Genomic DNA, 26,187 nt, shown 5'->3' on the forward strand with positions numbered 1-26,187 from the left:
TTAGGCTGGCCCTTGACAGCGTAAGTGCTTCCCGGAAATCCTGTTGTGACGCAATATTCAGGTGATTCATGCTACAAACTGCAATTTATCTGCCAGCCCACATCGCCCGTTGCCGCGCCCAATCCAGCACTGCCGCAATCGGCCGCAGCAGCTTCTCGTGAATTGGCTCCTTACCGGAAACTGTTCGAGGTAGGAACAACAATGCCTCCTGAATATCGGGTGCTAGGAGCAGCAGATTCATGATCTGTGTCATCCGCGGCTGCGAAACATGTAACAGCCGGGCCAACTCGGTTTGGTCAGCTACTTCGCCCTCGCGGATCATTTGCTCACAATGAATCGCCAACGCCATCAGCCGTGATTTCCGCGGCACGCGACCGACGTCCGCAACATCGGTGGCGACCGGCGTCTTCTGAATCCGCTGTCTTCCATTGGCCTCGGTCGCAAAGTGCAGTTTTCGCTTCACCGTGATCATGCCACCCCCTTAATCGCCGTCGGATGAAATTGAATCGCAATGCTGTTGTCACCGGCGTCAAATTCCACACCGGCAACTAGCAACTGCAGTAACTCTGCTTGTTCCCGCGGCTTGAGCGACTTCCATAATCCGTCGAAATCGGCCAGCGCCGCCACCACGTCTGCCTCGCTGACATGGTCCCTTTCCACCTCGGAGATTTGCCGCCCCAATTCGCCGAACCGAGTTTCCGCCCGCGCAATTCGGTCGTGTAAGTCGGCGATATGGGCCAACGTGGCGTCGTCCTGGCGGCCAGTGGCGACCAACCGGCGTATTTCCGCGTGGTGCCGCGTCAGTTCCCGTTTGAGGCCGCCGTGTTCGCGACGTATCGCGGCCAGTTGTCGGTCGTGGCGCTGTTGTACCTGCCGCCACACTTCGCCCCGTAGCGCCGGGTCGCGGCCAATGCCGCGAATCTCGTCGACCACGGCCCGTTCGATCTCGGCGGCGGGGAGGTGTAGGTATGCGTCATCGCGTTGTCGCAAGCGCGGCAGGTCAACAACCCCTTGAGCAATGCGCCGTGCTTGTTACGAACCTGTCCCGACCGGCCGTTACGAGTGAGCCGCTTCTGCACTTTTTCGAACAGGTTGGCTTCGACGATTGGTTTATGTTCGCCGTCGAAGATGTCTTCCTTGTGCCGGATCTTGCCGGCGTGCAGTGGATTCGTTAGCAAGCGGTGCAGCGAGCCTTTGTCGAACGGCAGGCCGCCCATGGGTTGGCCTTTTTTACTCAGCCAGGATTTGTTCGCCCAGCCACGGCGTTCCAACTCGTCGACGACCGGCAACAGCGACTTCTCATCTATGTACAACTCGAAGATTTGCCGGACGCGGGCCGCCTCTTCGGCATTGATGACGAGTTTGGGACTGGCTGCTGATCGGTCTACATCGTAGCCCAACACCGGCTTGCCACCCGCCCATTTGCCCTTGCGGCGCTGGGCGGCGATTTTGTCACGAATCCGTTCTCCAATGATTTCGCGTTCGAACTGGGCAAACGACAGCAGAATATTCAGCGTCAGCCGTCCCATCGAGTGCGTGGTGTTGAATTGCTGCGTCACACTGACGAACGAGACGTTATATTTTTCAAACGTCTCCATGATCCGTGAGAAGTCCATCAAACTGAGGCTCAACCTGTCGACTTTGTAAATTACGATGCAGTCGATCTTGCCCGCTTCGATGTCGGCCAATAGCCGCTTCAACCCGGGGCGCTCGACATTCCCACCCGAAAACCCACCATCATCATAGAGAGCGGACAAACAGGTCCAGCCTTCATTCTTTTGGCTGGCGATATACGCTTCGGCCGATTCCCGCTGGGCATCGAGCGAATTGAATTCGAGGTCCAAGCCTTCCTCTGATGATTTGCGGGTGTAAATCGCACAGCGGATTTCGGGCGCCTTTCCCTTCTTCACACTACGGCTCATTTCCGGTCCTCCAATTTGAAGAATCGGAAACCGTTCATGTGCGAGTCGGTCACCGCTTTGGCGACCGCTGAGAGGGAGCCATATGGCTCGCCCTCATATTCGAACCCGTCCTCGGTGACCAGAACTTGGACCGTCCGCCCCTTGTAGTCACGGACGATCATGTTGCCCGGCGCCGGGATGCGCGGATCATTGGGGCGTGTGCGGGGTTTGGCCGGAATCCCGTTACCGTTGGGTGGCGTGACCCGCGCTTCGGCAACGTCCGTCAATTCCGCTGCCCTCTGCCTAGCCCGTTCGCTTAGGCCTCCTTCGGCGCGGGCCTGTAATTTCCAGACGATGCGACGGATTAGATACGTGCGGTGGCGGCTGCGGCAGTTTTCGCCGTGCAACTCTGCGTACCGCTCGCGCAATTCACCGACGCTCATCGCCTGCAAAATCGTGATTTCGCGGTTGAGGTTCATTCATCGCTCCTGTTTTCGAAGTTCTCTGGGACCGTTAACACGTGGACACAGTGAGCCTCGAATCGTTGCCGGCATCAAGGCATGTGGGCGGTGGATTTAGCCGTTCCTCACAAATAAGCACGCCGTTGCAGACCGGGCACGAGTCACACGACGGCGCGGCAAGGATTTCCGGGACAAACACCGCCTACGGCACGAGCATCAACTCACGAATCCGAGATTCTTCGTGATCGCATTCGGCGATCTGGGTACGAACGGTTGCCAATTCCTCTTCGAGTTGCTTGGCCTTTGCCTCGCGGGACTTAGCCCGCTCCTTCAAGGATTCTGCTTTCGCCGGCAGTACGCCTTGGTTGGAGTTAACGCGATCCGTTTCTGCCCAATTCCGCAGGTCGCTGCTGTTCTTCATCAACTGCGACTGTTGGTCGTGCAACGAGGTCAACCGTTGCCGCAGATGGCTCAATTGGCCGCAGAGTTCCGTGTCGGCACACGTTTCCCAAAGCCGTGCGCGGACGTTTCGACCTTCGTTCAGCGTTTGTCTGATCTGCTCGATACGCCAATACAGCGGTTGCGTCCTCTCATCGTGGATGCGTTCCGCCTCGCCAATCTGTGCGTGTAGGTTTTCGTACTCTTGGTTCATGGCGGGAATGCTATCGTACGTTTTCCGCAACTCGCGGCGTTCCAGCAGCAGATCAACGGCCTGGCGCACATCAGCCAGCGACTTGCCGTTGTCGATCAGTACGCGATCCAAGAAGTCTGCATCGGGATCGCGGCCGTCAGCGATCATCGAGATCAGTTCCCGATAGCCGGCCTTCCGCGACTGTTGCCGTGCGCGGTGCTTGCCGGCAATTTTTTCAAACAGTTTTGTTAGTTCCATCAAAGTTCCTTTCTAAAGAGCAGAGTTGTCGGAGTCCCGCCACCACAGCCGGGAAAACGTTTCAGGCGGATCAGTCAGGCAAATATCCCGAAATGTCATTTCAATCATGTCGGCCGGTTCATCACCCAAGGCGGTTAAATACCGTTCGGCGTGCGACAAACCGTAGGTGGGTCCGGCGCAGAGCATGCCGGGCGACAATCGCATCCCCGTTTGTTCCACGCGGTATTGCAAATGCAGAGCGATGCGAATAAAGCGCCTTCCATGCCCGACCCACAGCGCGGGCCTAATGTCGTCCTGGGGATCGCTGGCCACAATTTCGGCCACTCGGACGGCCTCTTTGGCAATGACCGTCGGCGCAACGCTGGGGCGTGGACGAAACGGAGCAGGCCGGTCGATGACGTGGACCAATTCGTGAATCACAACGTGCAGCAGGGCCATTTCGATATCTTCCGGCTCAAAGGCCTCCTGGAGAGCCTCGTCATTCACGACGATACAGGCCCCGCGTCCCCACCATTTGTCGGCGATCACGTCACGCAGATAGAGATCGAGGCAGGGGCTCGTATAGCCGTTGCAGTAATTGTGAGTCACACGGCCTACGGGCATTTGAGATTGCAGCACCAAATACAGCGGCACAACGTCCAAATCGCGTGTTGCGACACGACGGCAAAGTCGTTTGGCACGCATAAAAATGTCATTCATCGACTTCGTCAGCATCGTCCAACTCCTCCTGCGAAGAAAAATCACCAGCTTTCACCCGCTCCTCCAGCTCTTTCAAAAACCGCCATTCCCACAGCGGCACGAGCGCGACATCCTGCCGCGAATAACGCTGCACGATGATCGGCTCGTCGGTTTCGACGACGACCTTGTACGCGAAACCGAGAATTTCCCGCAGTTGGCTGATGGGGAGTACGCGCTCAAAGGGCATGGGCCCACCAATTTCAATTCAGTACAAAAAAAGAAACTGTGCTTAATAGCGCGGCTGTTCCCGCTGGCAACAGGAAGAACAGCATTTCTTCGGAGTACCCGCTCACCCGCTGCTCACCGAACTGGGACGGCCGGCCGCCTGGAGGGCGGCCTGTCCCAGTCCGGTGAGCGGCACAAGGCGCCCGGCATACACACTGGCCTACAAACATATGGCCCACCAAAGAGCCAATTTGACCCGGACCAGTTTTTAGTGGGCCAGTTTTTTTTTCACGTTTGACCCGGACGGACAAGCGATCCGGGTCAATCTGTCCGGGTTAAATTCGCCATCGTCGTCATTGGCCAATTGGTAGCCATCGAGTTCGCGCTTGTTTTTACCCTTAACCACTTTGCAGGCTATGAGTTGGCCATCTTCCACCCGCGATTCAATCGCCTCGCTGGCCCGCTGCCGACTCATACGCGCTTGGTCGGCCAGGCTGCTGAGTGTGTGCCCATTGGGTTGGCCAACCATGACGTCGATGATCTTGCGGCGGTTGCGATCCAGTCGCGTCCGCACTCGGAATTCCGCTTTGGCTTCCTTCGCCTCTTCACGTCGATCTTCAGACGCCCGATTGACCTCGTGTGGTTTAAGCGTGGTGACGTCCCACACGCGCGGCGAGGCTCCGCTGGGATCGTAGATGCCCTCAAAGATGTCGAGGCCCAGGAGAGAGCTATGCCCCGCGCTGCCGCCGGTCGAGAACCACAGGCGGTGCAGGCCCGACCCTACCTCGTACGGCTCGCGGCGGTTGATCAACATCCATTGGCGAAAGAACTCCTGAAAACCGGCCCAGCCGATGTCTTCCAATTGCCCCGGCACATATGGGTTGGCGATACCCTTTTTCAAATGGTGGACCAGGATCGGCGTGGCCCCCGCATCGCGGCAGACGTCACTAACGTTGCGCAGCATGCGGCCGATGTCGAACAGGTTGGCGGGATTAATATCGTAGGGGAGGCAGAGGTAGACCGGATCGATAATCGCCACCTCGATGCCGTCGGCTTCGAGAACCCCCGGAACGACTGCATGTTCAGCGTGTCACCGAAGTTGGGCACGCTATCGCTGAAGATCACGCCGTTTGAGGAGAGCGACACGCCCGCCGCTTTGCTGATGCGGCGCGCGGTTTCCTGAATGGTGGCCATTCCGCTTTCGCCGGAGAACAGTGCCATTCGCTGCGGCTCGTTCACGCGAAAGTAGCCGAGGAATGTTCCGCCGGTGGCCAACGAGATTGCCAAGTCGATGCTGATGTTGGACTTCAGCGACTTCTTCGGCGCCACAAGTCCCGCGGGCTGGTCCTTCACCAGTACGCCGTCGATCAGATACGTGAGATCGAAATTGCCGTTGTCCAACTCCTCGGAGGTGATCCGCGTGAACGCCTGCTCGACCGTGCCCGCGGCGTCTTCGATCTGCCGCAGCTTGGCCCGCACCTCGGCCAATACCGCGCCGATCGGCTTGGCCTTCGCGTTAGCCAAGTAGGGCAGGTCGCTGGCAAGCTTGAGGAGGTGTTCGCGAACCATTGATTCGTAACTACAGTCACTATGAGACATTGAATACTCTGTTCATCGCGGTTCTGATGCGATCTTGGAATTCGATCAGCGGAGGCCCAAAAGGAATCCCAATCGATGAAAAACTTCCCTATAGTTTTGCATAAACCTGAAACCGTGCTCAGACGTGGACCGGCCGGGATAAGGTCAAGTACTGTTTGGACGCAAGAGGATTCCGACATCGTCGCCCACTTCATACAGGTTCGCGCCCAAATATCGCGAAGTCTTTGGTTGCAAAAGGAATGCACTTTCAACTCGTGCGGAAATAGCAGGCCGGGAACTTTTCCCGATTTGGAGTCATTTGTCTATGTGGCAGTTTATTTCCGCCAACTGTTTGCCCACAAAGATCGCCTATTCACAGATGCGTGTGATCGATACATCCGTGCTGTCGATTCGCCGGCGAAAATGGCATGGATGGCCAAAGAAAGGGAGGCCGGACTAAATTACTGGAAGTCCCCTGGATTGATTGTGCCGACTCACACTACGGAAGACCTCTTCAATGCGATGTTGTATGGAACTCACTTGATTCATAGCCTTCCCGCTACGTCAAAAAGGCACCTGGACACATTTCGTGTTATTTTGAACAACACGCCACAGAAAAAGTTACTCTTCGAGGTTCATGGATCGCTTCGCACCGTGTTGAACTACGTTTCCGCGGCGGCCGTGGTGATGCACCAGGACTTTGCTGAATGGCTTAATACAGGTGCAGCACCTCCACCCGAAATAATGTGGCCTGAGTCGGTTTTTCTGTCGGACGTTGTAAATGGGAAGGCCCCATCAAATGACGACGATGTTGAACATTTCTGACCGTTTTAAGACTGCACAGGAGGTTCTTGCGTTTCCGACTGAAATTCTTGCAGGGTTTTTACTCGAACATCTACGAGAATTTCGAACGTCGGGATCTCAAGACTCTGAAAGTATGTTGGACATTCACGGTATTGTGGCGTCGATCGTTGAACAGTATGCACAAAGGAGATTCCTCAGGTCCGCGGACTTGCGCCGATCAAATGGAGAAGCTTGGAATTGGCTGGCGACCGAGGGGCTCATCGCTCTCGATCCAGACTCGTCAAACCAGCACGGGTTCTTCATCACACGCCGTGGATTGGATTGCCAAACCCACGAGGATGTAGAAGAGTATCGCAAACGTCGTCTCCTCAACCCAGACTTACTGCATCCCACAGTTCGACAAATCGCTCTTGGGGAATACCTCATCGGTGATTTCGAGAGCGCAGGCCTGAAAGCATTTCGCAAGGTCGAAATTGAGGTGCGCGCCGCCGGCGGCTTTTCTCCGGGTGATGCGGGAGTTGCGTTGGTTCGCCAGGTGTTCCATGCTGCACCAAACGCCGGGCCACTAACTGACACAACTGAACTTTCAGGGGAGCAAGATGCGATGTCACATCTATTTGCCTGTGCGATGGGAAGATTCAGGAATCCTGCCGCACATGGAACGCGCGATTTCATTGATCCGATCGAAGCAGCACAACTACTTATGTTCGCGAGCCAATTAATGAGCATCGTTGACGAGAGAAGGCCATCGCCATAGTACAATCGCCAGTTCACATGGATTTGCGAGCCATTGACTTTGCAACCGACAAAAGGGAATGAGCGACGTGACCAGCACCTAAGAAGAAACCGGCTGTGCTGCCCGACCAACGAGGCTCACGCTTCGCCCTTAGCCTTGTAGGCGGCACGGAAGTCGCCGAAAGCACAACCGTAGTCGAAGTACACCCGCCACGTGGCGGCGAGGCAGTTCGGATCGGGGTCGAAGCCAAAGAACTCCACGGTGGGCGACTGCTTGCCCAGCAGGAAGGCCACGATCAGCGCGGCGTCCTGGCGGGACCCAAAGTGAGCCAGGCCTTAGGCACGACGTGCCAGCATCGGTTCTTCAACGACGCGATGAGGGCGTTGGTGAGAGGATATTTGCAACACTCTCTATTACTTACCTACCGCGTTTGCGCGGGGTGCGACGACGGATTTGGTACGATTTCACGAAAAAACCAAAAACATCGCTTACATTAAGAAAAAATTACTCCCTACTGTTTACCTACCGGAAAACTTGGCGAGTTCACGGTGGAAAATGGTCGGATTTGGCATTTTCGTCCAAAAAAACCGCGAACCGGATCGAAAACTTGCCTCACGCTGCAGTGCACGGTTTGGGCGTAATCCCACTTGCTTCGTGCAACTCCCCTCACTCGCTCAAAGAGTCAAAAAGACTCTTTGCAGGTCTCTGTGTTGTCTCTTTGAAAAAGTTCGAACAGCGTCTCGATCGCTCCATTTAACGCATGCGATCGAACCAAATGGTACCCGCGTGTGAATGGATCAAGCCGAGGCCTTGGGCTTCGGCTTTGTTCGTTGGTAGGGGAGTTCTGGAAAGGGGTTACGCCGAGGGTGTCTCGTTCCGTTTGGCTGGTGAGACCGTCGCGCGCGACACCTATCGCTCGCCGTTTGTACCCGGTTGGCCAATTGTCTCTGCTGGTGCCGACTCGCGTGTTATGGGGCAGACGTTCGGGTTATGAGGAGCGATAACCCCGATTGGTTGATGCTTGGACCGACCCAGCGGTTATGAGGTATCCCCATCTGCTCGGTCGTGTGAGAAATTTTGTTGTTGTACGTCTGTAGGACCAGAGGCAGTCCGCGGCGATTTGTTTTTTCACCTAGGGCAGGGCCGCGGACGTACTCTAGTGGCCACAAGTCTATATTAGCCAAACATTCAATAACTTAAGCAGTCTCTCGGCTTGAGGCTGAGGAATTGGCGTTTCGTAAAATGATTGCGAACACTGACTTAAGTTGACTCCAGAAGCATCACGTCCTCATTGAGCATTCATAGTTCTGGCCAGAGCGGTGATGTTGACATCGCTGCGGGCAGGTAATCGATTGATGAGAGGTTGATAGCATCTCTCGGCGGCTACACAACCGTCAATTACGAGAAATCTCGTCTGAGCTGATAAGGCCGTCGTTGTTTTCGTCGAATTGGCGGAAACGTGCTGCGGAACCGAGGAATTCGCGTCGGGAGACCTCGCCGTCACCGTTGCGGTCTAACCGACCAAACCATGTGGGAGTCTTCGAATCGGATCCACGATTCGGACTCGTTGAAGCGGAACGGTCGCCGGCGACACGTAGTTGATTGGGATTGCCACTGCTCAGCGAAAGTTCGAATTGCCGTGGGATTTCGGACTGGTCGATTTGGCCATCGCTGTTGATGTCCCACGTATTGAGCCGTTCGACCGCATGGGCCAATTCACGGCGGCTCAGTCTGGTGTCGCGGTTGGCATCGAGAATCTCAGCGAGTCCCCGGCCCTGATCCGTCACGGTGAGAATCAGATATGTCTTGGCCAACGCCGTCGCGTTGATCATGTAGGTCAGCATTTCTTGCTCATTGATCTGCTCATTCCGATCCCGGTCCATTGCCTCGAAGGCACTCCGGAAGTTTTTAAAGCGGCGCGCTTCATTGATGTCAAGATATCCATTCTTGTCGGTATCAACGCTGCTGAATACTCGTTTGTACCGCTCGGGGCTGTCTTGCGTTGCCGATTGCGATTTAACGTGGAGGTTTATCTGTGTATGCGCCAGGGTTACGATCGAATGTTCGTCGTCGACCCGCCGTGTAGTTGGTGATGATTGCGAGGTATCGGCAGGAGTCGCTTCGACAGATCCCAGGCCGTCCGTGCCGACCCGCAGCGTCGCCTCGACTGTCGGAATCGGAGGAAGGAGAAACTGATCAAGTTCGGCTAGGTCGAGTGCATCGTCACCATTCCGGTCAAGATTTGCGAATCTCTCAGTTTGCAATCCACATTCCTCGCGGCTGAGGCTTTCGTTAGAATCGGTGTCGTAATATGCCAAGACAGCTTCACCCAGTGAAGTCTTTGCATCATTAGGGAGCCGTATGAATTTTGCATCCGCTGCCCGAATCGTCCGCTGCGATCCGGCGAGCGTAATACCGATCCGCCCCAGGGCCAGGCCCAATTCACTACTGTCGATAAATTCATTATCGTTACGGTCGAATTTTTGTAGCGAGGTGTACGCACCCCGCAACTCCACTTGAGACAACATTTGATCGCCGTTGCCGTCGATCCGCTCAAACAGCCCACGGCTCGTCAGTTGGACGCTGGAAATACGGCTGACGTCGACGATGGACAAATTCTGCACACCTAAATCGTCGAAATACGTCGCCAGTTCTTCTCTGGTGACTTTTCCGTCACGCGGACTTTCGTCGACAGTCCGTGTCAGGTCAACTGAGGAGTCGACCAACCCGATCCCCTGTAACTCCGTGGGAGTCGGTACACCGGCTGCTTCGTCCGTGGACAGGCTCAGGTCGCTGTCGGCATCCAATCGGCGAAACAACGTTTCCTCATAAGCATGCCATATTTCTGACACGTCCAACTGGTCAATCTGCGGGTGCAGGCGAATCATCAGCGGGCGTTCATTGGCCAGGTAGAGTAATTCAAGAGTATCTGCTTCCGTTGTGGATACAGTCGTAGCGCTCCACCCAAGAATCGTGATCAGCAGGACGGCTCTCATGCGAGAATCTCCTTGATGGCGACCGCATTGGGGTCCGTCAATCGAATGGGACGGCCGACGTTGGACATATTTTGTTTCTGCGGATCGATTCCCAACGCGCGGCAAATGGTGGCCATCAGATCGCGGACCGGGACGGGATGGTCTTGGATGTGCATGCCGTCTGCCGAAGTGGCACCCACGACCTGTCCGCCTTGAATGCCGCCGCCCGACAGCACGGTCGTCCAGGCAGCTGGGAAATGATCGCGGCCGGATCCTCGGTTGATCTTCGGTGTTCGCCCAAATTCGCCCATCCAGACAATGAGTGTCGATTCGAGTAGCCCGCGATCCTTCAGATCAGAAATTAACGTTGCCCACGCAGGGTCGAGCACATCGCAAAGCCCTTGGACCGCCGGAAAGTTATTGCGATGCGAATCCCATCCCAGACCGGCCGATCCGGCGACATTGTTTAACGAGACCTCAACGAACGGCACTTCACGCTCAATCAATCGACGGGCCAACAGGCAACCTTGGCCAAATTGATTTCGCCCGTAAGCATCTCGTAGCTTCGCCGGTTCGTCGTCGAGTGAAAAGGCCTTGACGGCTGCGGAGCGCATCATACGGACGGCTTGGTGATACGCGGACTGATGGCTGCTGGCAAAGTCGCTGGGTCGCCTGCTGATGTGATCCGCTTCGAATTCCTTCAGAATGGCGAGCCGGGCATCGGCCTGGGCCAGATCGACTCCGCCGGGTAGGTCGAGGTTTTTTACTTTCAGCGACTGCTCATAGCGATCGCCGTCCCCTTGCGGCGCCGCTTGGGAGTCGCCGACAATGAGTGGAGCATGCCTCGATCCCAGAAATCCCGGGCTGTAGGCTGCCGCGTTTAAGATGCGGTAGGGAGCGATGCTGACAAAATCGGGCAATTCGGCCTCTGCGGCGCTCAGCTCTTTGGACAGGAACGATCCCAGGGTGGGATATTGCACCGGTCCCGATGGCGGGCGTCCAGTTCGCATGAGGTAGGTACCGCGTGAGTGATCCCCCTCCTTTGTGGTCATCGAACGAATGGGCGCGACGTGCTGCATCACTTGGGCCATTTGCGGCAAGTGTTCACTGATTTGAACTCCAGGAGCGGCCGTATCAATTGGTTTGAACTTGCCACCGTTTTCATGATCGGGCTTAAGGTCAAACGTATCGATCTGACTTGGTCCGCCGGACATCCAAAGGAGTATGCAGGAACGCTTACGTTGAGGGCTGTTGGCTGTTTCCGCCGCCAACGCCGGTAACCATCCGGATAGCGAGCCTCCCAGGGCCCCCAATGCGGAAAGCCTGAGCCAATCACGACGTGAGAGTGTTTTATCTGCTGATTTTCGATTCTTGAACATTACCGTTCTCCCGATTTGTATCGAAGCGCACCCTTGGATTTTCAATCGAATGGATTCAATGATTCAGCAAGAATTCAGTGCTATTGAGCAGCACCCAAAACAGGTCGCCCAATGCTTGGGCCTGGTCGTTCTTCGTGCCGCCGCTCTCCACGTACTTCACAAGACGAGATAGTTCTTCGGCGCGCGGCGGCCGACTCACTGTTGCCAGATACAAAGTTTCTATGCGTTCGGGCGTGTTTAACCAGGGGATGTCTAGCACCGCTGCCAACGTACCGCTGGTCTCTTTGTCTGTGGCCTGGACGATCAATTGACTGTTCATCATCGTCAGAGCTTGCAAGATCGTGGCCGTCCGTTCCGATGGCGATTCGCTGTTGCCGCCGAATACTTCGAAAAGGTCGCTTGACGTTGTCCTTGCGAGGTTGAAGTTCTGGGCGCGCGCGTAATCGGGGCGGCCGATGGCATACGACAGGCTGTTGATCAATTGTTCCGGCGACATGGGGCGTGGAAGCATTCTGGCGAACTGTTGGCGGTCTGCTTGGCTGGGGTCGGTTTGCCGGCTGGAAAGCTGGTAGACGCGAGTGGCCGTGATCGCCCGGATCAGAAATTTTAAGTCAAAGTCGTGCGCGATCAGTTCTCGCGCCAATTCGTCGAGCAACTGCGGATGACTTGGTGGGTGGATGTCGCTAAAGTCATCGACGGGGTCCACGATCCCGATGCCAAACAAATGGCTCCACATACGGTTGGCGGCGGTTTTGGCGAAATACGGATTCTCTGGCGCTGTGATCCATTCGGCGAACTCTTCCCGGACACTCTGCCCCTGTTTTCGTGTAGGCTGGTTGCCGTCGAGAAACGCAGCTTCGACGACCGTGTCCGAATCAGGGATCGCAATTTTTGCGCGGTCTACCGATTGGCTAATGCGGCTGAATAAATTGGTTTGCTGGCGGGGACTGCGGATTTGCGCAAAAAACGCCGCTTGACTCCAAAACTGTTTCTGTGACCAGCCGTCAAATGGATGCTCGTGGCACTGAGCGCATTCTAGGCGAACTCCCAAAAACATTCTTGATGTCGCCGCCGCAAGATTCTCGGGTTTGAATTCTTTTGCCTGATAGAACGCGGTTGGCGAACCCGCGTCACTGCCATTTCCTATACCATCTGCCAATGATGCGACCAATAACTCCGTGACCATTTCATTGTAGCGTGTTTGTTTGCCAACCAATTTCAGGCTCAGCCAATGCTCAAAGTCCGCCTTGAGAAAGCGAGTCTGAATATTTTGGTCTGCTTCGGGGATCAGCACGTTGCTCCACACGATGGTGAAGTTGTTGACGTACCCGTTACTTTCCAACAGCACGTCAACCAGATGTCGCCGCTTTCTGGAGGATGTCTCCTCCAGAAAGTCCGTGATTTCAGAGACATGAGGAATCCGTCCGGCAATCGAAAGATAGACGCGGCGGCAAAATTCGGCGTCATCCGCTTCTGGGGCGGGAGAAATCCCCTCGGCGGCCCAGCGCTCAACGATATGTTTGTCGATGAGAGCTGCCACACGGGTCACTTCTTTTTCCAAGTCAGCGTTTGTGACCGGTTGTTGCGCGTGCAGTGATGTTGAGAGCAACCACAGTCCGAGCACGCAGATCCAACCGATATTGAATAGGTATCTCATGACACTTGCGCTTTAAAGGACACTGAATGCGGGCAACGGCCGACAACGACAAGTCGTCGTGAGGGCATCAACTCAGGGGTTGTTCGAGATCAATTCACCGCCGTCCATTGTAAACCACGCGCGAAATGTTTTTTCGAGGGTGCCATGGACAAGAAAACGTGCTGAACCGTCGCAAAACCCCGTGCAGAATCCTTCGGGATCATATCCGCCCAGTTTCGGTAACGGTTTCTTGGAGTCGTAGAGGATGTCCACCGGTTTCGTCCAGGGAACTTCCGGCTTAGATTCGACAACGAGAATCGTATTACTCGTTCCATCCACAATATCACGGATTGAGGTTCCTTTTTTGCCGACGAAGGCTGTCTCCTTGCCGGTCAGTACGAAATACGATGTGTAGCCCGGTTCTGTTTTGGCGATCGGGTGCCCAAAGGTGCTAGGCATTTTTTTGACCAATTTCTTGTTATGCGGGCTGTCCCAAGGTTCATCCGTGTGGTATTCGTCGTACAACTCCTGCTCGTCAAGATACGGTAATAACGCCACCCGCCAACTATGCACGGTCTTACCATCCGGTCCCAACAAGGTGGGTGGCGGGAAGTGACCATGAACGCTGTGGTAGTTGTGCATGGCAAGCCCCAAATGTTTGATGTTGTTGAACGACAGACGTCGTTGGGCCCTATTTCGGGAGCTCTGCACTTCCGTGGCCAATTGGGCCAGTAGCTGCGAGGTCGTTTGTGCGTCGATCTTAGCTTGCAGTCGAACTATTTGGCCTTTTTGCTCTATTGTGATTTCTTTTAATAGTTGCAGGGCCAAACCTGTGAACGTCGACGCGAGCTTGGGAGTCCGCGTATTGCTGGTCAGTTGTTGCTGCAGATTCTCGAATCGAGATGTTGCCAAGGCCAGCACTGCTTTGAGTGCCTTCTCCGTTTCGGGCGCGTCTGCCGGCGTCTTGCAGGTGTATTGGCCACGCAGCTTCAATTGCTCGTCCAAAACCAGCGATACAATTGCGTTTGTACCGTTATTCCAAAGTGGTGCGATGGTTTGCAGTGCGCCTTCAGGAGCTCCCGCCGTGGCCTTGTCCATAAACGCTTTGATTTGATCTGGATTGCCAACGATTGCAACGTGCGCATCTTTGGCAGCAGACCAGGACTTGGTCCAATCTGCGGAGCCGGCACCGGATCGACCCGCGTGAATCAGATGTTGGAAAGCGGCTTCCTGGTCTGCAAAGATCACAGTTCGATTGTCCGGAAAATAGATATAGCGTAGTTGGCGGCGCGGTTTGTCTTGATAGTAAACATGGCCCTCGAATTTTTTCTTTTCCGCGCTGGGTGCAACCACGTCTAAGATACCCTGCTCATCAATTGGATTGACCGTATGGATTACAAAACCAAATGCATCGCGTGCGTCCGGTCGATCCGCTGGCAAGGGGATGGCGGTTATCTGTGAAATATCGGCCAAAGGCATGCCAAACAGTCGTTGTGACATTTCATCTTTGGCGACAATGTCACGCAAATTTTTTACGGCGGGATGGGAAAGTAAAGCGGCCGGCCGGATGGAAGCGACCAGCATGGCATCCGGCGGGACATACTCCAATCCCGTTACAGCAGACTTGCCTTCCGCAGGTGATTCGGATTTCGATTCAACTTGAGCTAGCCCGACACGGTTACAGGCGAGCGAGAGTACACTGGCCACCAAGACAACGGTGACCATCGAGAGTGGATGCAAATATTTCACGGCGTATCCCTTTGATTGTGTAAACCGGCGATGCGGTCTGTAATCCCCTATCCGATAATAGTATTTCGGCTTAGGGTTTGAGGCCTGCTTGTAACGTGCACATAAGGACATTCCCCTCAATAGAATAGAACCAACCTCAATGAAGATTTGTTTAGCCGACGATCATTTTTGCCAAAATGGCGTAATTCGACTGGAAATTGACTTGGAATCGAATGGGCTTGGGAATTACATTTGGCGCGATGAAGGCAACAATTCCAGGCCTGTTTTCAACAAGGCCATGGATGTCGTAGATAAAAACATGGTGCTGAGACCAGATTTCGATCATTGAATACGGTCCACGTAAGGGCATTCGCGCGCGATCAGACACATTGATCCACTGACGTCGAGTTTGGTTGAGTTATCGGGGATGTTACACTGCCACGCGTACGCACTGGCGCAGGCGGCAGTCGCTGGCAATCGATCTTTCCGACGGAACCACATCCGCCGGCATCCGCCGGGCGAACTTCTACGATCCGCTCGGCAATCTAGCGGCCGTCGATGTTGCTCTGGGCGACACGGCAACCGGGGTAACACACACCACTTGGTTATTCGCCGACCCGGGCACCGTGATTCGTACGGTCGGGCGTTACGATACCGCCAACAGCGTTTGGTTGCTGCTGCACCGGCTAACGGATGAGTTTGGGAATCTGTACGACGTCGTTGGCGATCCGGCTGGGTTGGCCGACGACCATCTCGCCGCCGTGCCGCTGTACATCGGTGGCATGGAACTCGACGCGGCGACCGGTTTGTACCGCGCCGGGAGTCGCTGGTACGATCCCACTGCCGGCCGCTTCCTCACCCCCACCGCCAGCAGCGATTATGCGTTCACCCCGCTGAACCCGATGGACCTCGCCAACGGCAACGCGCAAGGAGGCGCGCCGTCAAGGACGGGCCGGATGGGAATCCCGATTACATATGGTACCTCCAGAACAGCCGGGCCAGTTCGGTCTGCTCCGCCACCTCACCGTCACGGACCAATTGGTCACAACAATGAATGGCCAACGCTATCAGTCGCGAAATCCATGGCACGCGCCCCTCTCCCGCAGTCTCAGTGGCGACCGGATCCTTCTGAATCCGTTGCCGCCGCTTGGAGACCTTTGTAAAGTGCAGCTTCCGTTTCACCGTGATCATGCCAACCCCTTAATCACCGTCGTATGAAATTCAAACGCAATGCTGTTATCACCGGCGTCGAACTCCATATCAGCCACCAGCAATTGCAGCAATTCCGCTTGCTCCCGCCTCTTGAGCGTCTTCCACATTTCTCTTGGCTATCGAGTCCCGGTGCCGGAGACGAAGCTGTTCTGTTCGATGGCATTCGCTACGCTCCAGGATTCGAACAGAACAGTCCTTGATACAATTGAACACTCAGTCATGTGACTGGTGTCAGCTATGGGGGCAGGTCAGGGCGGTCTCATTCACAGGTTCGATAACATCAAACGTATTAATCGCAAACGACCCATGCGTCGCTCGATTCAACACACATGCCTTGCCTCCGTACGAAGTAAATCAAAATGACTATTATCGCATTTGTTCCTCATCCAGATGCTTCACAGTCGGTCGTTCGGTGGGCTCAAGCTTTGAACGGCGACAAGGAAACGGTGGAATACATCTGTTATGAGCGCGATTCAGCAGGAAAAACTCAGGCGGCTGTCCGCGCGTTTTTGAAACAGAATGGCGATACACAGTCAGTTGTCGGGGGAAGCGCTGCACGGAATATTGTGGATACGGTTGTGGAAAGGTGTCGATCTGTACGGGCCAGCAAACTCGTGACGGTGCGTTTCGCGATCGAATCTCTCGACGTGACAGGAATACGCACTCAGACGTCGGAAGACTTGATTCGCTCTGCACCTTGTGCCACCTACATGGCTCTATTTGGTCAGACTCCACTCAAAGACATTCGGAAAATTTTGTTGATCGCCAATTCCGGGCCGCACGACATGGCGGCACTGCGATTTGCCGACCAACTGCGTCGTAAATCCAACGCCACACTCACGATTGCCACGATTGAGGACGAATCAAATGCAAAAGCGGAGCATGCGGGCGAAAGGGCGATTCAGTCTCTACTACACGACGCGGACCTGGATGAAGAACCATTCGAAACCAAGGTGGTCGTGGATCGGATTCGTCATCGCGGGATACGCAAATGCTACGAGGGCCATGATCTGATCATCTCGGGTAGCGAAAGCACCCGTGACATTTGGCCGCTGAGGCAGTCATTGAATGAAACAACGGCCATCATCATCAAGCGCAATCCACCGCTTCGGCTTCGATCAATCGTGGAGTGGTTTCCGCATGTCAATCCTCGAGATCATGCTGAATTACTGCAAGACCTGCGCCAAGGCTCTCGTTGGAATAGTGATTTTGTGGGGATGCTGGCGCTGGCCTCGGCCATTGCCACACTAGGTTTGATGCAGAATTCGACCGCTGTCGTGATCGGCTCGATGCTCTTGGCACCTCTGATGACGCCAATGATTGGTACCGGTCTCGCATTGGCACAAGCCAATTTGAAATTGGCAAAGGCTTGTGCAACGTCCATTGCTTATGGAACCCTTCTCACGTTTGCCATTAGTTTGTTGTTGGGGATCATCACACCTGCACGCGAAACTCTACCTCCCGAGGTCCTCTCGCGCGGAGCACCCAATATTTGGGATTTGCTCATTGCATTTTTCTCAGCGATGGCTGCCACGTTTGCAATGGCGAGGCCAAATCTCTCGGGCGCCGTAGCGGGTGTGGCAATCGCTACGGCGCTTGTGCCGCCGGTTTGCGCTGCTGGACTATCACTGTCTCATGGATCGTACGGCAATTCGCTAGGAGCAATGCTGCTGTTTGGAACAAACCTGATCGCAATCATCGTGGCTTCCCGATTCACATTTGCGCTTCTTGGTATAGCACCTTATCGAACACTGCCCCGACATCGCTTTTTGGCGTGGTGGGGACGATGGGGACTCGTAGGCCTGATGGTCATTATCTCTGGTCCGCTTAGCTTTATGTTACTTGGACAATTTGACGAAGGTCGCTCTCAAACTGCGATATACCCAGTCACGCGCGCCGTGTCTCGCGCCCTCCATGAACGTGTGGCCCAGGATAGTGGTGTAGAAATCACACTTCTCGGGCGGCCGAGTGTCCATGAGGGTGTCCTGATTCACATCGCCTCAAATCAAGATCTTCCACCGTCATATGCCGACGAACTGAGAGCGATCGTACGAGTAGAAATGAATGATCCAGAAGTGCCGGTCATCGTCATCGCATTGCAAGGTTTATGGCTCAGCGACTCTGACGAAGGCCTGCAAGGTAGGCAATGACGGGATCGATTCTGTCCTGGAAACAGTAGCGAATGGGATGGCAGCCTGCGTAGGGCATTTGGAACGGTCATCACTCGTCCGATTCCGTCCATGTCCAACGGCACTCGAAGCGGTGGTCTGCGTCAGGGTTGATCAGCCGGAACGTGGCGATAGAGCCAAACGGCAATTCCACCTTAGAATCAGGCACCACCAGTTCTACCTGATCAGGCCGGCCAATCGGGAAGCTGCTGACCTCGAAGGAGTTGTAAGTGCGGCCCTCGGGCATCAGCACCCAAACCTGTGACAATCCCGTTCTGAACGGAATTGAGAAGAAAAATTTCCCTGAGTGGTTGGACTGGGTGGCCACCTCCTGGTTGAGATTGAAATCCAACATCAATTCCACGTCGTCATCCATTGGAATTCGGCTGAAGTCCATGTCAAGTTCCCATCGATAGCGGCCTTTGCCCAAACTCATCCGCTTCCATTTTGGACTGATTCGCTGTGGCTGAATGGTGCCGCGAAGGGTGTCGGCATTCGTTTCATAAATGAGACGCACATGTGTGTTGTGCATATTCTCTTCACGCCGGCGGATACGGAGCCGCGTATACGCTGTGACTTCACCCTGCTCATTCGTCCCTTCTTCCCAGCCACGAAGATCATAGATCCGAGAGTCTGATATAATTTCGAATCCGGTATAATCCGCGTCATCAATGGCGGTCACGACTTCGTATTCGACTGAGGGCAACGGACCGGCTGGACCTTGGTCCATCAATTCAATGACCTTGCCGTAGATCGGGCTGGATTGGGCAAGCGCCGACAGGACGACGCCCTGCTGGCGAGCGTGTTGGTTCATCTTGTAGATCGAATAGGGCAGATATAACGCGAGGCAGACCATCAACGGTCCCCAGATATAGGAGGGCCAATCGCGGAAACTGAGAAGCGTGCTCCAGACCCTCCGCTGCGACGAACCTTGCAATTCGCGGGCCAATGAGGTGGCCGTGTTGACATCGTTGAGATCAGGTAGTACGGAATCAAGCGGTTGGCCATTATTACTTGCCGCCACAATCGGGTCCCAAGGCGCCTGCATGGGTATGTCAGTTTTGAATATTTCAGAGTGTCTGCGGCACCCCTTGCGGGCTACACAGTATCCGTGTTGGACAAGTGCTCGCACTTCCAGATCGGAAAACTGGTCCATATCCGTGCGTATCCGAGCCGCGTGATATTGAATTTCCGGATGCGGAGCTGTCCGGTCCTGAGACTTCTCCACAATATCCGAAATCGGCAAAAATAATACGCCCGGCGAATTTTCAAACGCCTCACCCTCAAGTTGCCAGACGCGGTCCATAAGGATATCTGATGCCCGCATCGTCGTTCGCAACAATCCCTCTGCGCGGCTGTTAGGATTGACTTTGAATTTTCCGGAAGAGTCACTAACAATAATGCCGTCGAATTTCTTACGGCTGATGCGGAGACACGGTTTACCGATCACCTGACGCAGCGCCGCTTCCACAATCTGCCGATTGAGCCACAGTTGGTCGTTCATATCCGGATGGCGGTTCGACTCAATCACGTAATTCAACAACATTTGTGCACTCGCGTCGGCAAGCTCCATGTTTCTAAAACTGGAGTCGCGATACAGTGCTTTCGAACGGATGATCTCCCACAGCCCTTCGATCAGCGCATCGGCGATGTCATTTTCGGGTCGCGGTTCCTGACACCCAAGTCGCTTGGGATCGTGCGCTATCAATAGCTCGCGCAGGCGTCGTAACGGTGTGTTTTCCGGCAAATTATCGGCTGAAATCAACGCAGCGGTTACGTCGTCAAGCTCTAGGAAATCGGCTTTATTCAATGGCGTTGTTTCGCGTACCGTGGATTGTTCGATGCAGCGAAACATCCGCAAACCCAAGTTGTCGTATACCCCGCCATCGGTAAAGGCCTGGCAAATGAATTCGCCCGCCTCGGCACCGACCTCAGAACCGTTGATCTCTAGCGGCGGAAAAAAACCGGGAAATGCTGACGAAGCCGCTACAGCCATCGGCACGGTAGCCAATCCCATATGGACGCTTTCAAACCGGTCGCGACGCCCTGGCACGCGGCGTTGCAGCAACAGACCGTCTTTGTGAAACGAACTCAAGCAGCCTTCGCTTAGATTGGTGGAAAGAATATGCAACCGCGGCCGATCAGGCAGCTGGAATAAGCTGGTATCGCCGTACAAGTGTTTCTCGTAGAACTTCTCCAGCAGGCCGGCCCGTGTGAGCCGCCGACTGCTGCCCATTCGTAAAAGCCGTCGCAAGGTGTTAAGCGCCGAAGCGAAGGGAAACCGACGTACAATGCGGTTGCGAACGTCGAGTTGCACATATCGAACCAACTCATCCGCCATCTGATCAAAATCTTCATCGGAGCCGCAGTATTTGTCCCAATTCAGGACCAAGTGCGCGCCTATGATACTTCCGCCTGAGACTGATGTGATATGCGTGACCTTATCGAGGATCCCTGCGTCACGTAGGAAGCGTACGACTCCCAAGTGATACAGGACTCCGCGAAATCCACCGCCGGACAAAGCCAGTCCCAACCGATCCATGCCCCAATTCCTCAGCAAAGACGCAACAAACCTCAGTCAAACTCTTCTCTCCAATCTACCTGAGGTATTGCGTCGTGTCGCGAAGATTTTCATCGCATCAGATGAGAAATCAACAAAAGCAGGCAGTTGGAACATTGGAGAACGGTTTATGACGATGAAATCGTTTACAAGGTCGAGACATTTGACGCTACCGGAGTTTGTGCGGGGGGTGACCTCAGCTCGATCTCGACAAATGGGGCTCGCAGAGCTCCCGTAAAAAACAGAAGGTGCTTAAACAAACTGGAGCTTCATGCTGCGACGTAAACCGCTTGTTTATGCGAGTCAGGGACGCAATGACGATCCGCGCAAGATACTACGAAAGTTCTTTACTGATGCACTGTCGATCGTGAGCCACTCCTCGTAAATACTCCTGTTTCCGCTGTTGAATACTGGAGCCAGCGATATATGCTTGAAATTCGCTCCGCACCAGTTTGCGAATCGACGGATCCGAATCCAATCCTCGTACCCAAAGATAGAAACGAGGACTGAATGGTAGGCGATACAGTGCGGAACCGATTCGCTGAGGCCATCGATATTTCACGACACTGTCCACGATTTGGAAGGGGCTTGAAGTGCAATTATTCGTTCCGAATAGCCGGTAAATGTAGTATCGCTCCCTCATGCCGGCTTGGTGGCTGTGCAGCAATGACCCAATCAATACCGCGCGCTTTTCCCGCTCGTCCAGCGGCAGCGGCGGAGATTCTGTGACGTACTCGTTCTCGACCACAAGCCGCTCAAAAACCATTTCCTCAATCGACATGAATCGATGAGCGCTCAACAAGTTTCCTGAAAGTCCATCCCGAAGATTGAAACCAACTCCGACCGGGCCGACCGCCTCAAGTGAATAGATGATGTCTTGAATCCGGTGGACGGGACAATCGTCGTTATCACTCCCCAAGGGAAACAGCTCGACCGGCTGATCTGGCTTCAGTTTAAAACGACTTTGAACATGATTCAGGAACGGAATCGTACGCCGTGGCAGCCCATGTTTATCGAACAGAATCTCACGACCGTCTTTACACCGTCGTGTTCTGGGTTTTGAGAAATTGAACGCTTGGCCGTAGATCTGATCGACGCCATTCAGAGGAATAACCGCACGCCAAAATCGGCCCTCGTGGTAGAAATAATTTACTTCGGTGTGGCTGGCCTCTCGCGCAATCGTTGCCTTGTCTTCGCGATCTTGTAGAATCTCAATCGACCGCCTGCTAGTGACGTCCACCGGTTGCCCAGCGTACTTGGACTTCGCCAACATTACAGGCATCGACTCGTCGGAGGCGATCTCCGACTCGATGTGATCCTCTCGCATGACCAACCACCATGAATAACGTTTCGACTGACCTTAGAAAATTACCTGGCATCTTCGACAGGACTTTTTCTTCAATCCGCACGGCAGTAATTCAACCAGTTCTCCATACGCAGGATAAGTTGTCGAAAAATGTGGGACACTTTGTAATGGTTGGTATATATGGCCACTGTTCCTACCGCTCCTGGGGGAAACGACAATGATTTGTCCTTAATCGCCAGCCGTACCCAAAAAGGATCGGGTGAGATTTCAAAAGATTCCAAGGCGAAGCCGCTTGGCGCGACCTGGCCTGATGGAGATGCTCGGATAACTTTGTCAACTTGAGCTTCAAACACTTTTCCTGGATAGAGTTTGAAGATTACCTCGGCCGGTTGACCGACTTCGATATGGCGCAAGTGAATTTGGTCGATTTGAGCACCTATCACCTGTGTTGATTCGTCAACAAACGACAAGACCTCACTTTTTTCGGCAAGCACCATAGCGCCGGGCTGTAAACTAACATTCACGACGAACCCCGTTGTTGGCGCTTCCACCGAAGTCCAGGAAAGTTTAATCTTGGCTAATTCCAGTTGCGCTTGAATTTGAGCCACGTCAGCGTCTTCGCCATTGATGGTCGATTCGAGAGCGAGTTTGGCTTTAACCCGACGAGCTTGAGCTATTTGCAACGCCTCTTCGGCTTGGATCACGATCGTGTTGACACCGTCGATTTGCGAATCAAGTGCAAGTTGAGCCTGCTGACGTTTGGCTTTCGCTTCTTCGAGGCCTGCCTTGGCTGCTGCAAGATTTCGCTCATTGGCTTCCAATTCAGCCTCAGTCATTGCTTTGCTGGCAGCAAGCTCCTTAGCACGCCCAAATTCTGCCTTCGCCAATTCAGCTTGGGCCTTTTGCTTAGCAACCGAAGCATCGGCAGCGTCAACCAACACTTTCAATGACTCAGCCTGCTTGTTTGCCGAGATGAGGGCTGCCTCAGTCTGAAGAACAGCAGCGTTGGCAGCCGCAAGATCCGACGGCAACATCTTGGCCGCTTGCTGAGTTTCCTTGAGGGCGGCCTCTAGGCGATTCACTTCAGCCTGATAGGGTGCTGGATCTATCGTGAACAACACCTGTCCTTTATGCAATTCCACTTCACTTTCGATGGGAACATCGATCACCATCCCCGAGACACTCGGAATGATCTGGATCGTATTCTTCATGACCACCGCTCTACCGCTGGGTGCTCCAAAACTCATCGGAATTAATAAGAATATTTGGCAAGCCAGGAACATCACCAAGGGGGAAAGCTTCATCCATCGAGTCCAGCTTTTCAGGATGCCAAATCTGACCAGAAGCGAAAGAAATCCAAGCCAGGCGGCGACAAGAACCAAGATCATTGATTTGCCCCTCTTTGTGCTTTGAACTCTTGTGTCAGCTTTTCAACTTGAACCTGCAATGACTTGATTTCATTATGCAGATCAACCTTGTTTTCATCTGATCGCTCTTTATCTCCACCGAATCGGATTGGTGTATAGGCCCACATCAGTACGAAAGGCCAAGCGACAGCGCCCAGGATTAGCGTTGTCCAGCCTCCTACCATGATGGCCTGCTCGTACGGATGATCTCGTTCTTTGGCGATGTGGCCTGGGAGTGCTCCCAGGTACCAAAATAGCGCACCGATCAGCAGGGCGAGAATGATAAGTATTAAAAGAGCGGCAATATCAAGGACACTCATGAGAATTGATCCATTTGAAGACAGGGATGTTTTGAAAGAAGAATTCCTTCCAATTCTTTCATCGCCTAAATAAGCACGGGACGTCAGTCAAACAGCAGTCCGAAGTATTACTTCTGATTGGCCCATTCAAGGCGTCCATTCTACCCCGGACCGTCGTAGAAGTGTCACACAACTGGCAATTCGAAATGACCCCCAAACGCGATTCGCCCGGAAGATATCGGGAAAGACGTATATTGCACAATTTCTGATTCCTAATTCTCGGGAAACAGTTGATCATCAAGTTGAGTCAAAAGGGCTTTGATCTTGGGAATGGCTTCGAGGGTCGCCTTTTCACCAATGGCGGCCAGTTCGTTGGTTCGTGAGAATTCGCTCAAATCGATTCCCGTGACATCCGGTTCAATCACGACGTCGGCAGGTTGTACTCCGAACGAGTGCATGTTCACGCTTTGGACGAGGTAACTTCGCAAAATCGTTTGCAATATCGAGGCGGATGTCATTTCTGAAGTCGGCGTATCCGGCCGGTTTTTGGCGAATTCAAGTTCCAGTTTTGCCGTGACACTCACGGCGATGACAAAATTGCAGCCACTCTCAACGAGCACGTCGGCCGGAATATTATTCACTAATCCGCCATCAACTAACGCCTGTCCATTACGGACAATTGGCTTGGAAAACACTGGGATGTTGATGCTCTCCAAAATGGAATCGGTGGCATCGCCGCTATCGCGTACTAGCGGTTTTCCGGACACCAAATCGACCGTCACCGATTTCACCGGCACCGGCAACTGCTGCAAAGTCCAGTTCGAGATATATTTCCTCAACATCCGATCGAACTGGCCTAATCGATATTTATACAACAAATACAAATGGCTACCACGGGGCAGTAGTCGAAATGGCCATGCGGGTTTCAAGTCTTGGGCAAATAATTTGGTCAAGTGTTCGGCGTCCAGTCCCGCCGCACCGAGTATTCCTGTCATAGCCCCGGCACTGGTACCGGCAATCATGTCGACAACGATTCCGCTTTGTGCTAAGGCTTTGAGGACTCCCAAATGGGCCATCCCACGGGCACCTCCTCCTCCTAGGGCCAGACCAATCCGCACGCCGCGCAGATGATGCACGAGCCGTTCAAAACCATCCAGGAGCATACGCCCTTGGTTTGGTTGAGGCTCTGAAAACGAGATTTTGAAATCTCGATTAACGAGACCGCGTAACTCCGTGGCAGACGGCGCGACCCAGGAATCGTCTTCAAGTATCCAGACAAGATTGATCTTATCTCGCCATCCCGGTGCCCGCGCTTCAATAGCTTTGAGGCGATAGACGCTTGACTCAATTTTGTCGTGACTGCTACACCAAATCACTTGCTCGCTAAATTCGACGAGCAACGAAGCGTGAATTGGATCCAAAGCCCCGTCTACATCGACAATGACTCGCCCCGAATCTGACCATTGATTGATCTGACGGCGAAAATCTTCACGTGTCAGGTACTCTCCATCGTCAATGAGTGACCGAAAGGGAACGCTGTCGATTAATTCTCCGTCCGTTTGATCGCTCATCAAACAAGGCGTTTCCCCCAGGTCTGACAAACGTCGAATCAATCTCCGCGTCAACGGTCGACTAGTTTGTGATTCGTGAAAAATGGTAACAAGAGACGGCGTCTTTGGTCGACGATCCGAGAGCAAGACTTGCCGAACCATGTTCGTTATAGAACGAGTCAGATTGAGGCCAAACGTCGCGTGTTCGCGTGTGAACCGAAGGGTCGTTTCAAAGTCTAACTTTAGCACCGCAGATGGCTCGACCGCGATTACGTCCACGGGCACTGGATCGGCTTGTGCAGCACCCAAGACGCCGAACTGCGACCCGCGCGTTAAGAACCGCTGCAAAAGGACGTTGCCGTGCATGTCAACGACAGACTGTTTCAGGCGGCCATGTACGACGAGTGAAACCGCCATAACCGCCTGGTTCGCATGATGAAGATAATCACCTGGCTCAAGTTGCACGAGTTCTGCAGCGTCACTAATTTTTTGCAGCGCATGTTCACTCAATCCGCTTGAACAATCATGCGATCGAAACAGGAGAAGTTTGTCATTAGTTACCGACAAGCCAAATCCTTTCACAAGATATTACATTAAAACAGCAACCAACAATATGATCCACTTCGCGCTTGGACGGGAAGTGCCGACGGCGACAAACTATTCATCGTTACAAAAAAGTGCCCCAACGACAATATG

General features: G+C 53.9%; 24 protein-coding genes and 1 pseudogene. 4 read left to right on the forward strand and 21 right to left on the reverse strand.

Annotated features, from left to right (window positions below; translation table 11 throughout):
- Nucleotides 1-85: 85 nt before the first annotated feature.
- From CA54_RS10295 to CA54_RS10330, 8 genes are all read right to left on the reverse strand, one after another.
- On the reverse strand, nucleotides 86-472 hold the full coding sequence (locus CA54_RS10295; RefSeq protein ID WP_146370687.1) for a hypothetical protein: 387 nt from the start codon (nucleotides 470-472) through the stop codon (nucleotides 86-88).
- Nucleotides 469-774: a hypothetical protein gene (locus CA54_RS29235; protein ID WP_197532351.1), complete on the reverse strand. Its 306-nt coding sequence runs from the start codon at nucleotides 772-774 to the stop codon at nucleotides 469-471. Before CA54_RS29235 ends, CA54_RS10295 begins: the two co-directional genes overlap by 4 nt.
- A 26-nt stretch (nucleotides 775-800) precedes the next feature.
- On the reverse strand, nucleotides 801-1,922 hold the full coding sequence (locus tag CA54_RS10300; protein ID WP_146370688.1) for a recombinase family protein: 1,122 nt from the start codon (nucleotides 1,920-1,922) through the stop codon (nucleotides 801-803).
- Nucleotides 1,919-2,380 (reverse strand): DUF2924 domain-containing protein, encoded by a 462-nt coding sequence (locus CA54_RS10305; RefSeq protein WP_146370689.1) that lies wholly within the window; start codon nucleotides 2,378-2,380, stop codon nucleotides 1,919-1,921. Before CA54_RS10305 ends, CA54_RS10300 begins: the two co-directional genes overlap by 4 nt.
- Nucleotides 2,381-2,564: 184 nt before the next feature.
- The gene (locus tag CA54_RS10310) at nucleotides 2,565-3,251 is read right to left on the reverse strand and encodes a hypothetical protein (protein ID WP_146370690.1); all 687 of its coding nucleotides are present in this window, start codon (nucleotides 3,249-3,251) and stop codon (nucleotides 2,565-2,567) included.
- 12 nt (nucleotides 3,252-3,263) lie between these two features.
- Nucleotides 3,264-3,965: a hypothetical protein gene (locus CA54_RS10315; protein WP_146370691.1), complete on the reverse strand. Its 702-nt coding sequence runs from the start codon at nucleotides 3,963-3,965 to the stop codon at nucleotides 3,264-3,266.
- Nucleotides 3,943-4,176: a hypothetical protein gene (locus tag CA54_RS10320; RefSeq protein WP_146370692.1), complete on the reverse strand. Its 234-nt coding sequence runs from the start codon at nucleotides 4,174-4,176 to the stop codon at nucleotides 3,943-3,945. The genes CA54_RS10315 and CA54_RS10320 overlap by 23 nt, the downstream gene beginning before the upstream one ends.
- An 875-nt stretch (nucleotides 4,177-5,051) precedes the next feature.
- Nucleotides 5,052-5,723 carry an AAA family ATPase gene (locus CA54_RS10330; protein WP_197532352.1) on the reverse strand — a complete coding sequence of 224 codons (672 nt, stop codon included), beginning with the start codon at nucleotides 5,721-5,723 and terminating at the stop codon, nucleotides 5,052-5,054.
- A 105-nt stretch (nucleotides 5,724-5,828) separates the two neighbouring features.
- Here CA54_RS10330 and CA54_RS10335 point away from each other — a divergent pair, with 105 nt between their 5' ends.
- Both CA54_RS10335 and CA54_RS10340 read left to right on the forward strand, forming a co-directional pair.
- Complete coding sequence (locus tag CA54_RS10335) at nucleotides 5,829-6,557, forward strand: hypothetical protein (RefSeq protein WP_146370695.1); 729 nt, start codon at nucleotides 5,829-5,831, stop codon at nucleotides 6,555-6,557.
- Complete coding sequence (locus tag CA54_RS10340) at nucleotides 6,532-7,293, forward strand: TIGR02391 family protein (protein ID WP_197532353.1); 762 nt, start codon at nucleotides 6,532-6,534, stop codon at nucleotides 7,291-7,293. The genes CA54_RS10335 and CA54_RS10340 overlap by 26 nt, the downstream gene beginning before the upstream one ends.
- Before the next feature lie 116 nt (nucleotides 7,294-7,409).
- Here CA54_RS10340 and CA54_RS29240 read toward each other — a convergent pair whose 3' ends face one another.
- The 6 genes from CA54_RS29240 to CA54_RS29245 form a co-directional block, all read right to left on the reverse strand.
- Nucleotides 7,410-7,565, reverse strand: coding sequence for a hypothetical protein (locus tag CA54_RS29240; RefSeq protein ID WP_197532354.1), 156 nt, complete (start codon nucleotides 7,563-7,565; stop codon nucleotides 7,410-7,412).
- 1,101 nt (nucleotides 7,566-8,666) lie between these two features.
- Nucleotides 8,667-10,268, reverse strand: coding sequence for a hypothetical protein (locus CA54_RS10345; protein WP_146372353.1), 1,602 nt, complete (start codon nucleotides 10,266-10,268; stop codon nucleotides 8,667-8,669).
- Nucleotides 10,265-11,626 carry a DUF1501 domain-containing protein gene (locus CA54_RS10350; protein ID WP_146370697.1) on the reverse strand — a complete coding sequence of 454 codons (1,362 nt, stop codon included), beginning with the start codon at nucleotides 11,624-11,626 and terminating at the stop codon, nucleotides 10,265-10,267. The genes CA54_RS10345 and CA54_RS10350 overlap by 4 nt, the downstream gene beginning before the upstream one ends.
- A gap of 55 nt (nucleotides 11,627-11,681) precedes the next feature.
- Nucleotides 11,682-13,283 (reverse strand): DUF1553 domain-containing protein, encoded by a 1,602-nt coding sequence (locus tag CA54_RS10355; protein ID WP_146370698.1) that lies wholly within the window; start codon nucleotides 13,281-13,283, stop codon nucleotides 11,682-11,684.
- Nucleotides 13,284-13,355: 72 nt separating this feature from the next.
- On the reverse strand, nucleotides 13,356-15,011 hold the full coding sequence (locus CA54_RS10360) for a DUF1559 family PulG-like putative transporter (RefSeq protein WP_197532355.1): 1,656 nt from the start codon (nucleotides 15,009-15,011) through the stop codon (nucleotides 13,356-13,358).
- 151 nt (nucleotides 15,012-15,162) lie between these two features.
- Nucleotides 15,163-15,336: a hypothetical protein gene (locus tag CA54_RS29245; protein ID WP_197532356.1), complete on the reverse strand. Its 174-nt coding sequence runs from the start codon at nucleotides 15,334-15,336 to the stop codon at nucleotides 15,163-15,165.
- A gap of 67 nt (nucleotides 15,337-15,403) precedes the next feature.
- On the opposite strand from CA54_RS29245, the gene CA54_RS10365 reads away from it, so the two are divergent.
- Entirely contained in the window at nucleotides 15,404-16,153 is a 750-nt protein-coding gene (locus CA54_RS10365; RefSeq protein WP_146370700.1) for a hypothetical protein, read from the forward strand.
- Between the two features lie 24 nt (nucleotides 16,154-16,177).
- Here the strand turns inward: CA54_RS10365 and CA54_RS29995 are convergent, their stop codons facing one another.
- Nucleotides 16,178-16,309 (reverse strand): hypothetical protein, encoded by a 132-nt coding sequence (locus tag CA54_RS29995; RefSeq protein WP_261343716.1) that lies wholly within the window; start codon nucleotides 16,307-16,309, stop codon nucleotides 16,178-16,180.
- A gap of 318 nt (nucleotides 16,310-16,627) precedes the next feature.
- On the opposite strand from CA54_RS29995, the gene CA54_RS10370 reads away from it, so the two are divergent.
- Complete coding sequence (locus CA54_RS10370) at nucleotides 16,628-18,352, forward strand: DUF389 domain-containing protein (protein WP_197532357.1); 1,725 nt, start codon at nucleotides 16,628-16,630, stop codon at nucleotides 18,350-18,352.
- A 70-nt stretch (nucleotides 18,353-18,422) separates the two neighbouring features.
- Here CA54_RS10370 and CA54_RS10375 read toward each other — a convergent pair whose 3' ends face one another.
- The 6 genes and pseudogenes from CA54_RS10375 to CA54_RS30185 all read right to left on the reverse strand — a co-directional run.
- Nucleotides 18,423-20,912 carry a patatin-like phospholipase family protein gene (locus CA54_RS10375; RefSeq protein WP_146370702.1) on the reverse strand — a complete coding sequence of 830 codons (2,490 nt, stop codon included), beginning with the start codon at nucleotides 20,910-20,912 and terminating at the stop codon, nucleotides 18,423-18,425.
- 352 nt (nucleotides 20,913-21,264) lie between these two features.
- Entirely contained in the window at nucleotides 21,265-22,257 is a 993-nt protein-coding gene (locus CA54_RS10380) for a hypothetical protein (RefSeq protein WP_146370703.1), read from the reverse strand.
- Nucleotides 22,258-22,328: 71 nt separating this feature from the next.
- Nucleotides 22,329-23,624 carry an HlyD family secretion protein gene (locus CA54_RS10385; protein ID WP_146370704.1) on the reverse strand — a complete coding sequence of 432 codons (1,296 nt, stop codon included), beginning with the start codon at nucleotides 23,622-23,624 and terminating at the stop codon, nucleotides 22,329-22,331.
- Complete coding sequence (locus CA54_RS10390) at nucleotides 23,621-23,962, reverse strand: DUF3302 domain-containing protein (protein WP_146370705.1); 342 nt, start codon at nucleotides 23,960-23,962, stop codon at nucleotides 23,621-23,623. Before CA54_RS10390 ends, CA54_RS10385 begins: the two co-directional genes overlap by 4 nt.
- A gap of 251 nt (nucleotides 23,963-24,213) precedes the next feature.
- Nucleotides 24,214-25,512 carry a patatin-like phospholipase family protein gene (locus tag CA54_RS30090; protein ID WP_315851700.1) on the reverse strand — a complete coding sequence of 433 codons (1,299 nt, stop codon included), beginning with the start codon at nucleotides 25,510-25,512 and terminating at the stop codon, nucleotides 24,214-24,216.
- Nucleotides 25,513-25,707: 195 nt separating this feature from the next.
- Nucleotides 25,708-26,073, reverse strand: a pseudogene (locus tag CA54_RS30185) (Crp/Fnr family transcriptional regulator); the annotation flags it as partial.
- Nucleotides 26,074-26,187: the final 114 nt, after the last annotated feature.

This window comes from Symmachiella macrocystis, assembly GCF_007860075.1.
Lineage (GTDB): Bacteria > Planctomycetota > Planctomycetia > Planctomycetales > Planctomycetaceae > Symmachiella > Symmachiella macrocystis.

Excerpts from the sequence above, each read along its gene's own strand:
- CA54_RS10295 (WP_146370687.1), bottom strand. The coding sequence starts at position 472 with ATGATCACGGTGAAGCGAAAACTGCACTTTGCGACCGAGGCCAATGGA.
- CA54_RS10300 (WP_146370688.1), bottom strand. The coding sequence starts at position 1,922 with ATGAGCCGTAGTGTGAAGAAGGGAAAGGCGCCCGAAATCCGCTGTGCG.
- CA54_RS10305 (WP_146370689.1), bottom strand. The coding sequence starts at position 2,380 with ATGAACCTCAACCGCGAAATCACGATTTTGCAGGCGATGAGCGTCGGT.
- CA54_RS10310 (WP_146370690.1), bottom strand. The coding sequence starts at position 3,251 with ATGGAACTAACAAAACTGTTTGAAAAAATTGCCGGCAAGCACCGCGCA.
- CA54_RS10315 (WP_146370691.1), bottom strand. The coding sequence starts at position 3,965 with ATGCTGACGAAGTCGATGAATGACATTTTTATGCGTGCCAAACGACTT.
- CA54_RS10320 (WP_146370692.1), bottom strand. The coding sequence starts at position 4,176 with ATGCCCTTTGAGCGCGTACTCCCCATCAGCCAACTGCGGGAAATTCTC.
- CA54_RS10330 (WP_197532352.1), bottom strand. The coding sequence starts at position 5,723 with ATGGTTCGCGAACACCTCCTCAAGCTTGCCAGCGACCTGCCCTACTTG.
- CA54_RS10335 (WP_146370695.1), top strand. The coding sequence starts at position 5,829 with ATGAAAAACTTCCCTATAGTTTTGCATAAACCTGAAACCGTGCTCAGA.
- CA54_RS10340 (WP_197532353.1), top strand. The coding sequence starts at position 6,532 with ATGACGACGATGTTGAACATTTCTGACCGTTTTAAGACTGCACAGGAG.
- CA54_RS10345 (WP_146372353.1), bottom strand. The coding sequence starts at position 10,268 with ATGAGAGCCGTCCTGCTGATCACGATTCTTGGGTGGAGCGCTACGACT.
- CA54_RS10350 (WP_146370697.1), bottom strand. The coding sequence starts at position 11,626 with ATGTTCAAGAATCGAAAATCAGCAGATAAAACACTCTCACGTCGTGAT.
- CA54_RS10355 (WP_146370698.1), bottom strand. The coding sequence starts at position 13,283 with ATGAGATACCTATTCAATATCGGTTGGATCTGCGTGCTCGGACTGTGG.
- CA54_RS29245 (WP_197532356.1), bottom strand. The coding sequence starts at position 15,336 with ATGATCGAAATCTGGTCTCAGCACCATGTTTTTATCTACGACATCCAT.
- CA54_RS29995 (WP_261343716.1), bottom strand. The coding sequence starts at position 16,309 with ATGTGGAAGACGCTCAAGAGGCGGGAGCAAGCGGAATTGCTGCAATTG.
- CA54_RS10375 (WP_146370702.1), bottom strand. The coding sequence starts at position 20,912 with ATGGATCGGTTGGGACTGGCTTTGTCCGGCGGTGGATTTCGCGGAGTC.
- CA54_RS10380 (WP_146370703.1), bottom strand. The coding sequence starts at position 22,257 with ATGCGAGAGGATCACATCGAGTCGGAGATCGCCTCCGACGAGTCGATG.
- CA54_RS10385 (WP_146370704.1), bottom strand. The coding sequence starts at position 23,624 with ATGATCTTGGTTCTTGTCGCCGCCTGGCTTGGATTTCTTTCGCTTCTG.
- CA54_RS10390 (WP_146370705.1), bottom strand. The coding sequence starts at position 23,962 with ATGAGTGTCCTTGATATTGCCGCTCTTTTAATACTTATCATTCTCGCC.
- CA54_RS30090 (WP_315851700.1), bottom strand. The coding sequence starts at position 25,512 with ATGAGCGATCAAACGGACGGAGAATTAATCGACAGCGTTCCCTTTCGG.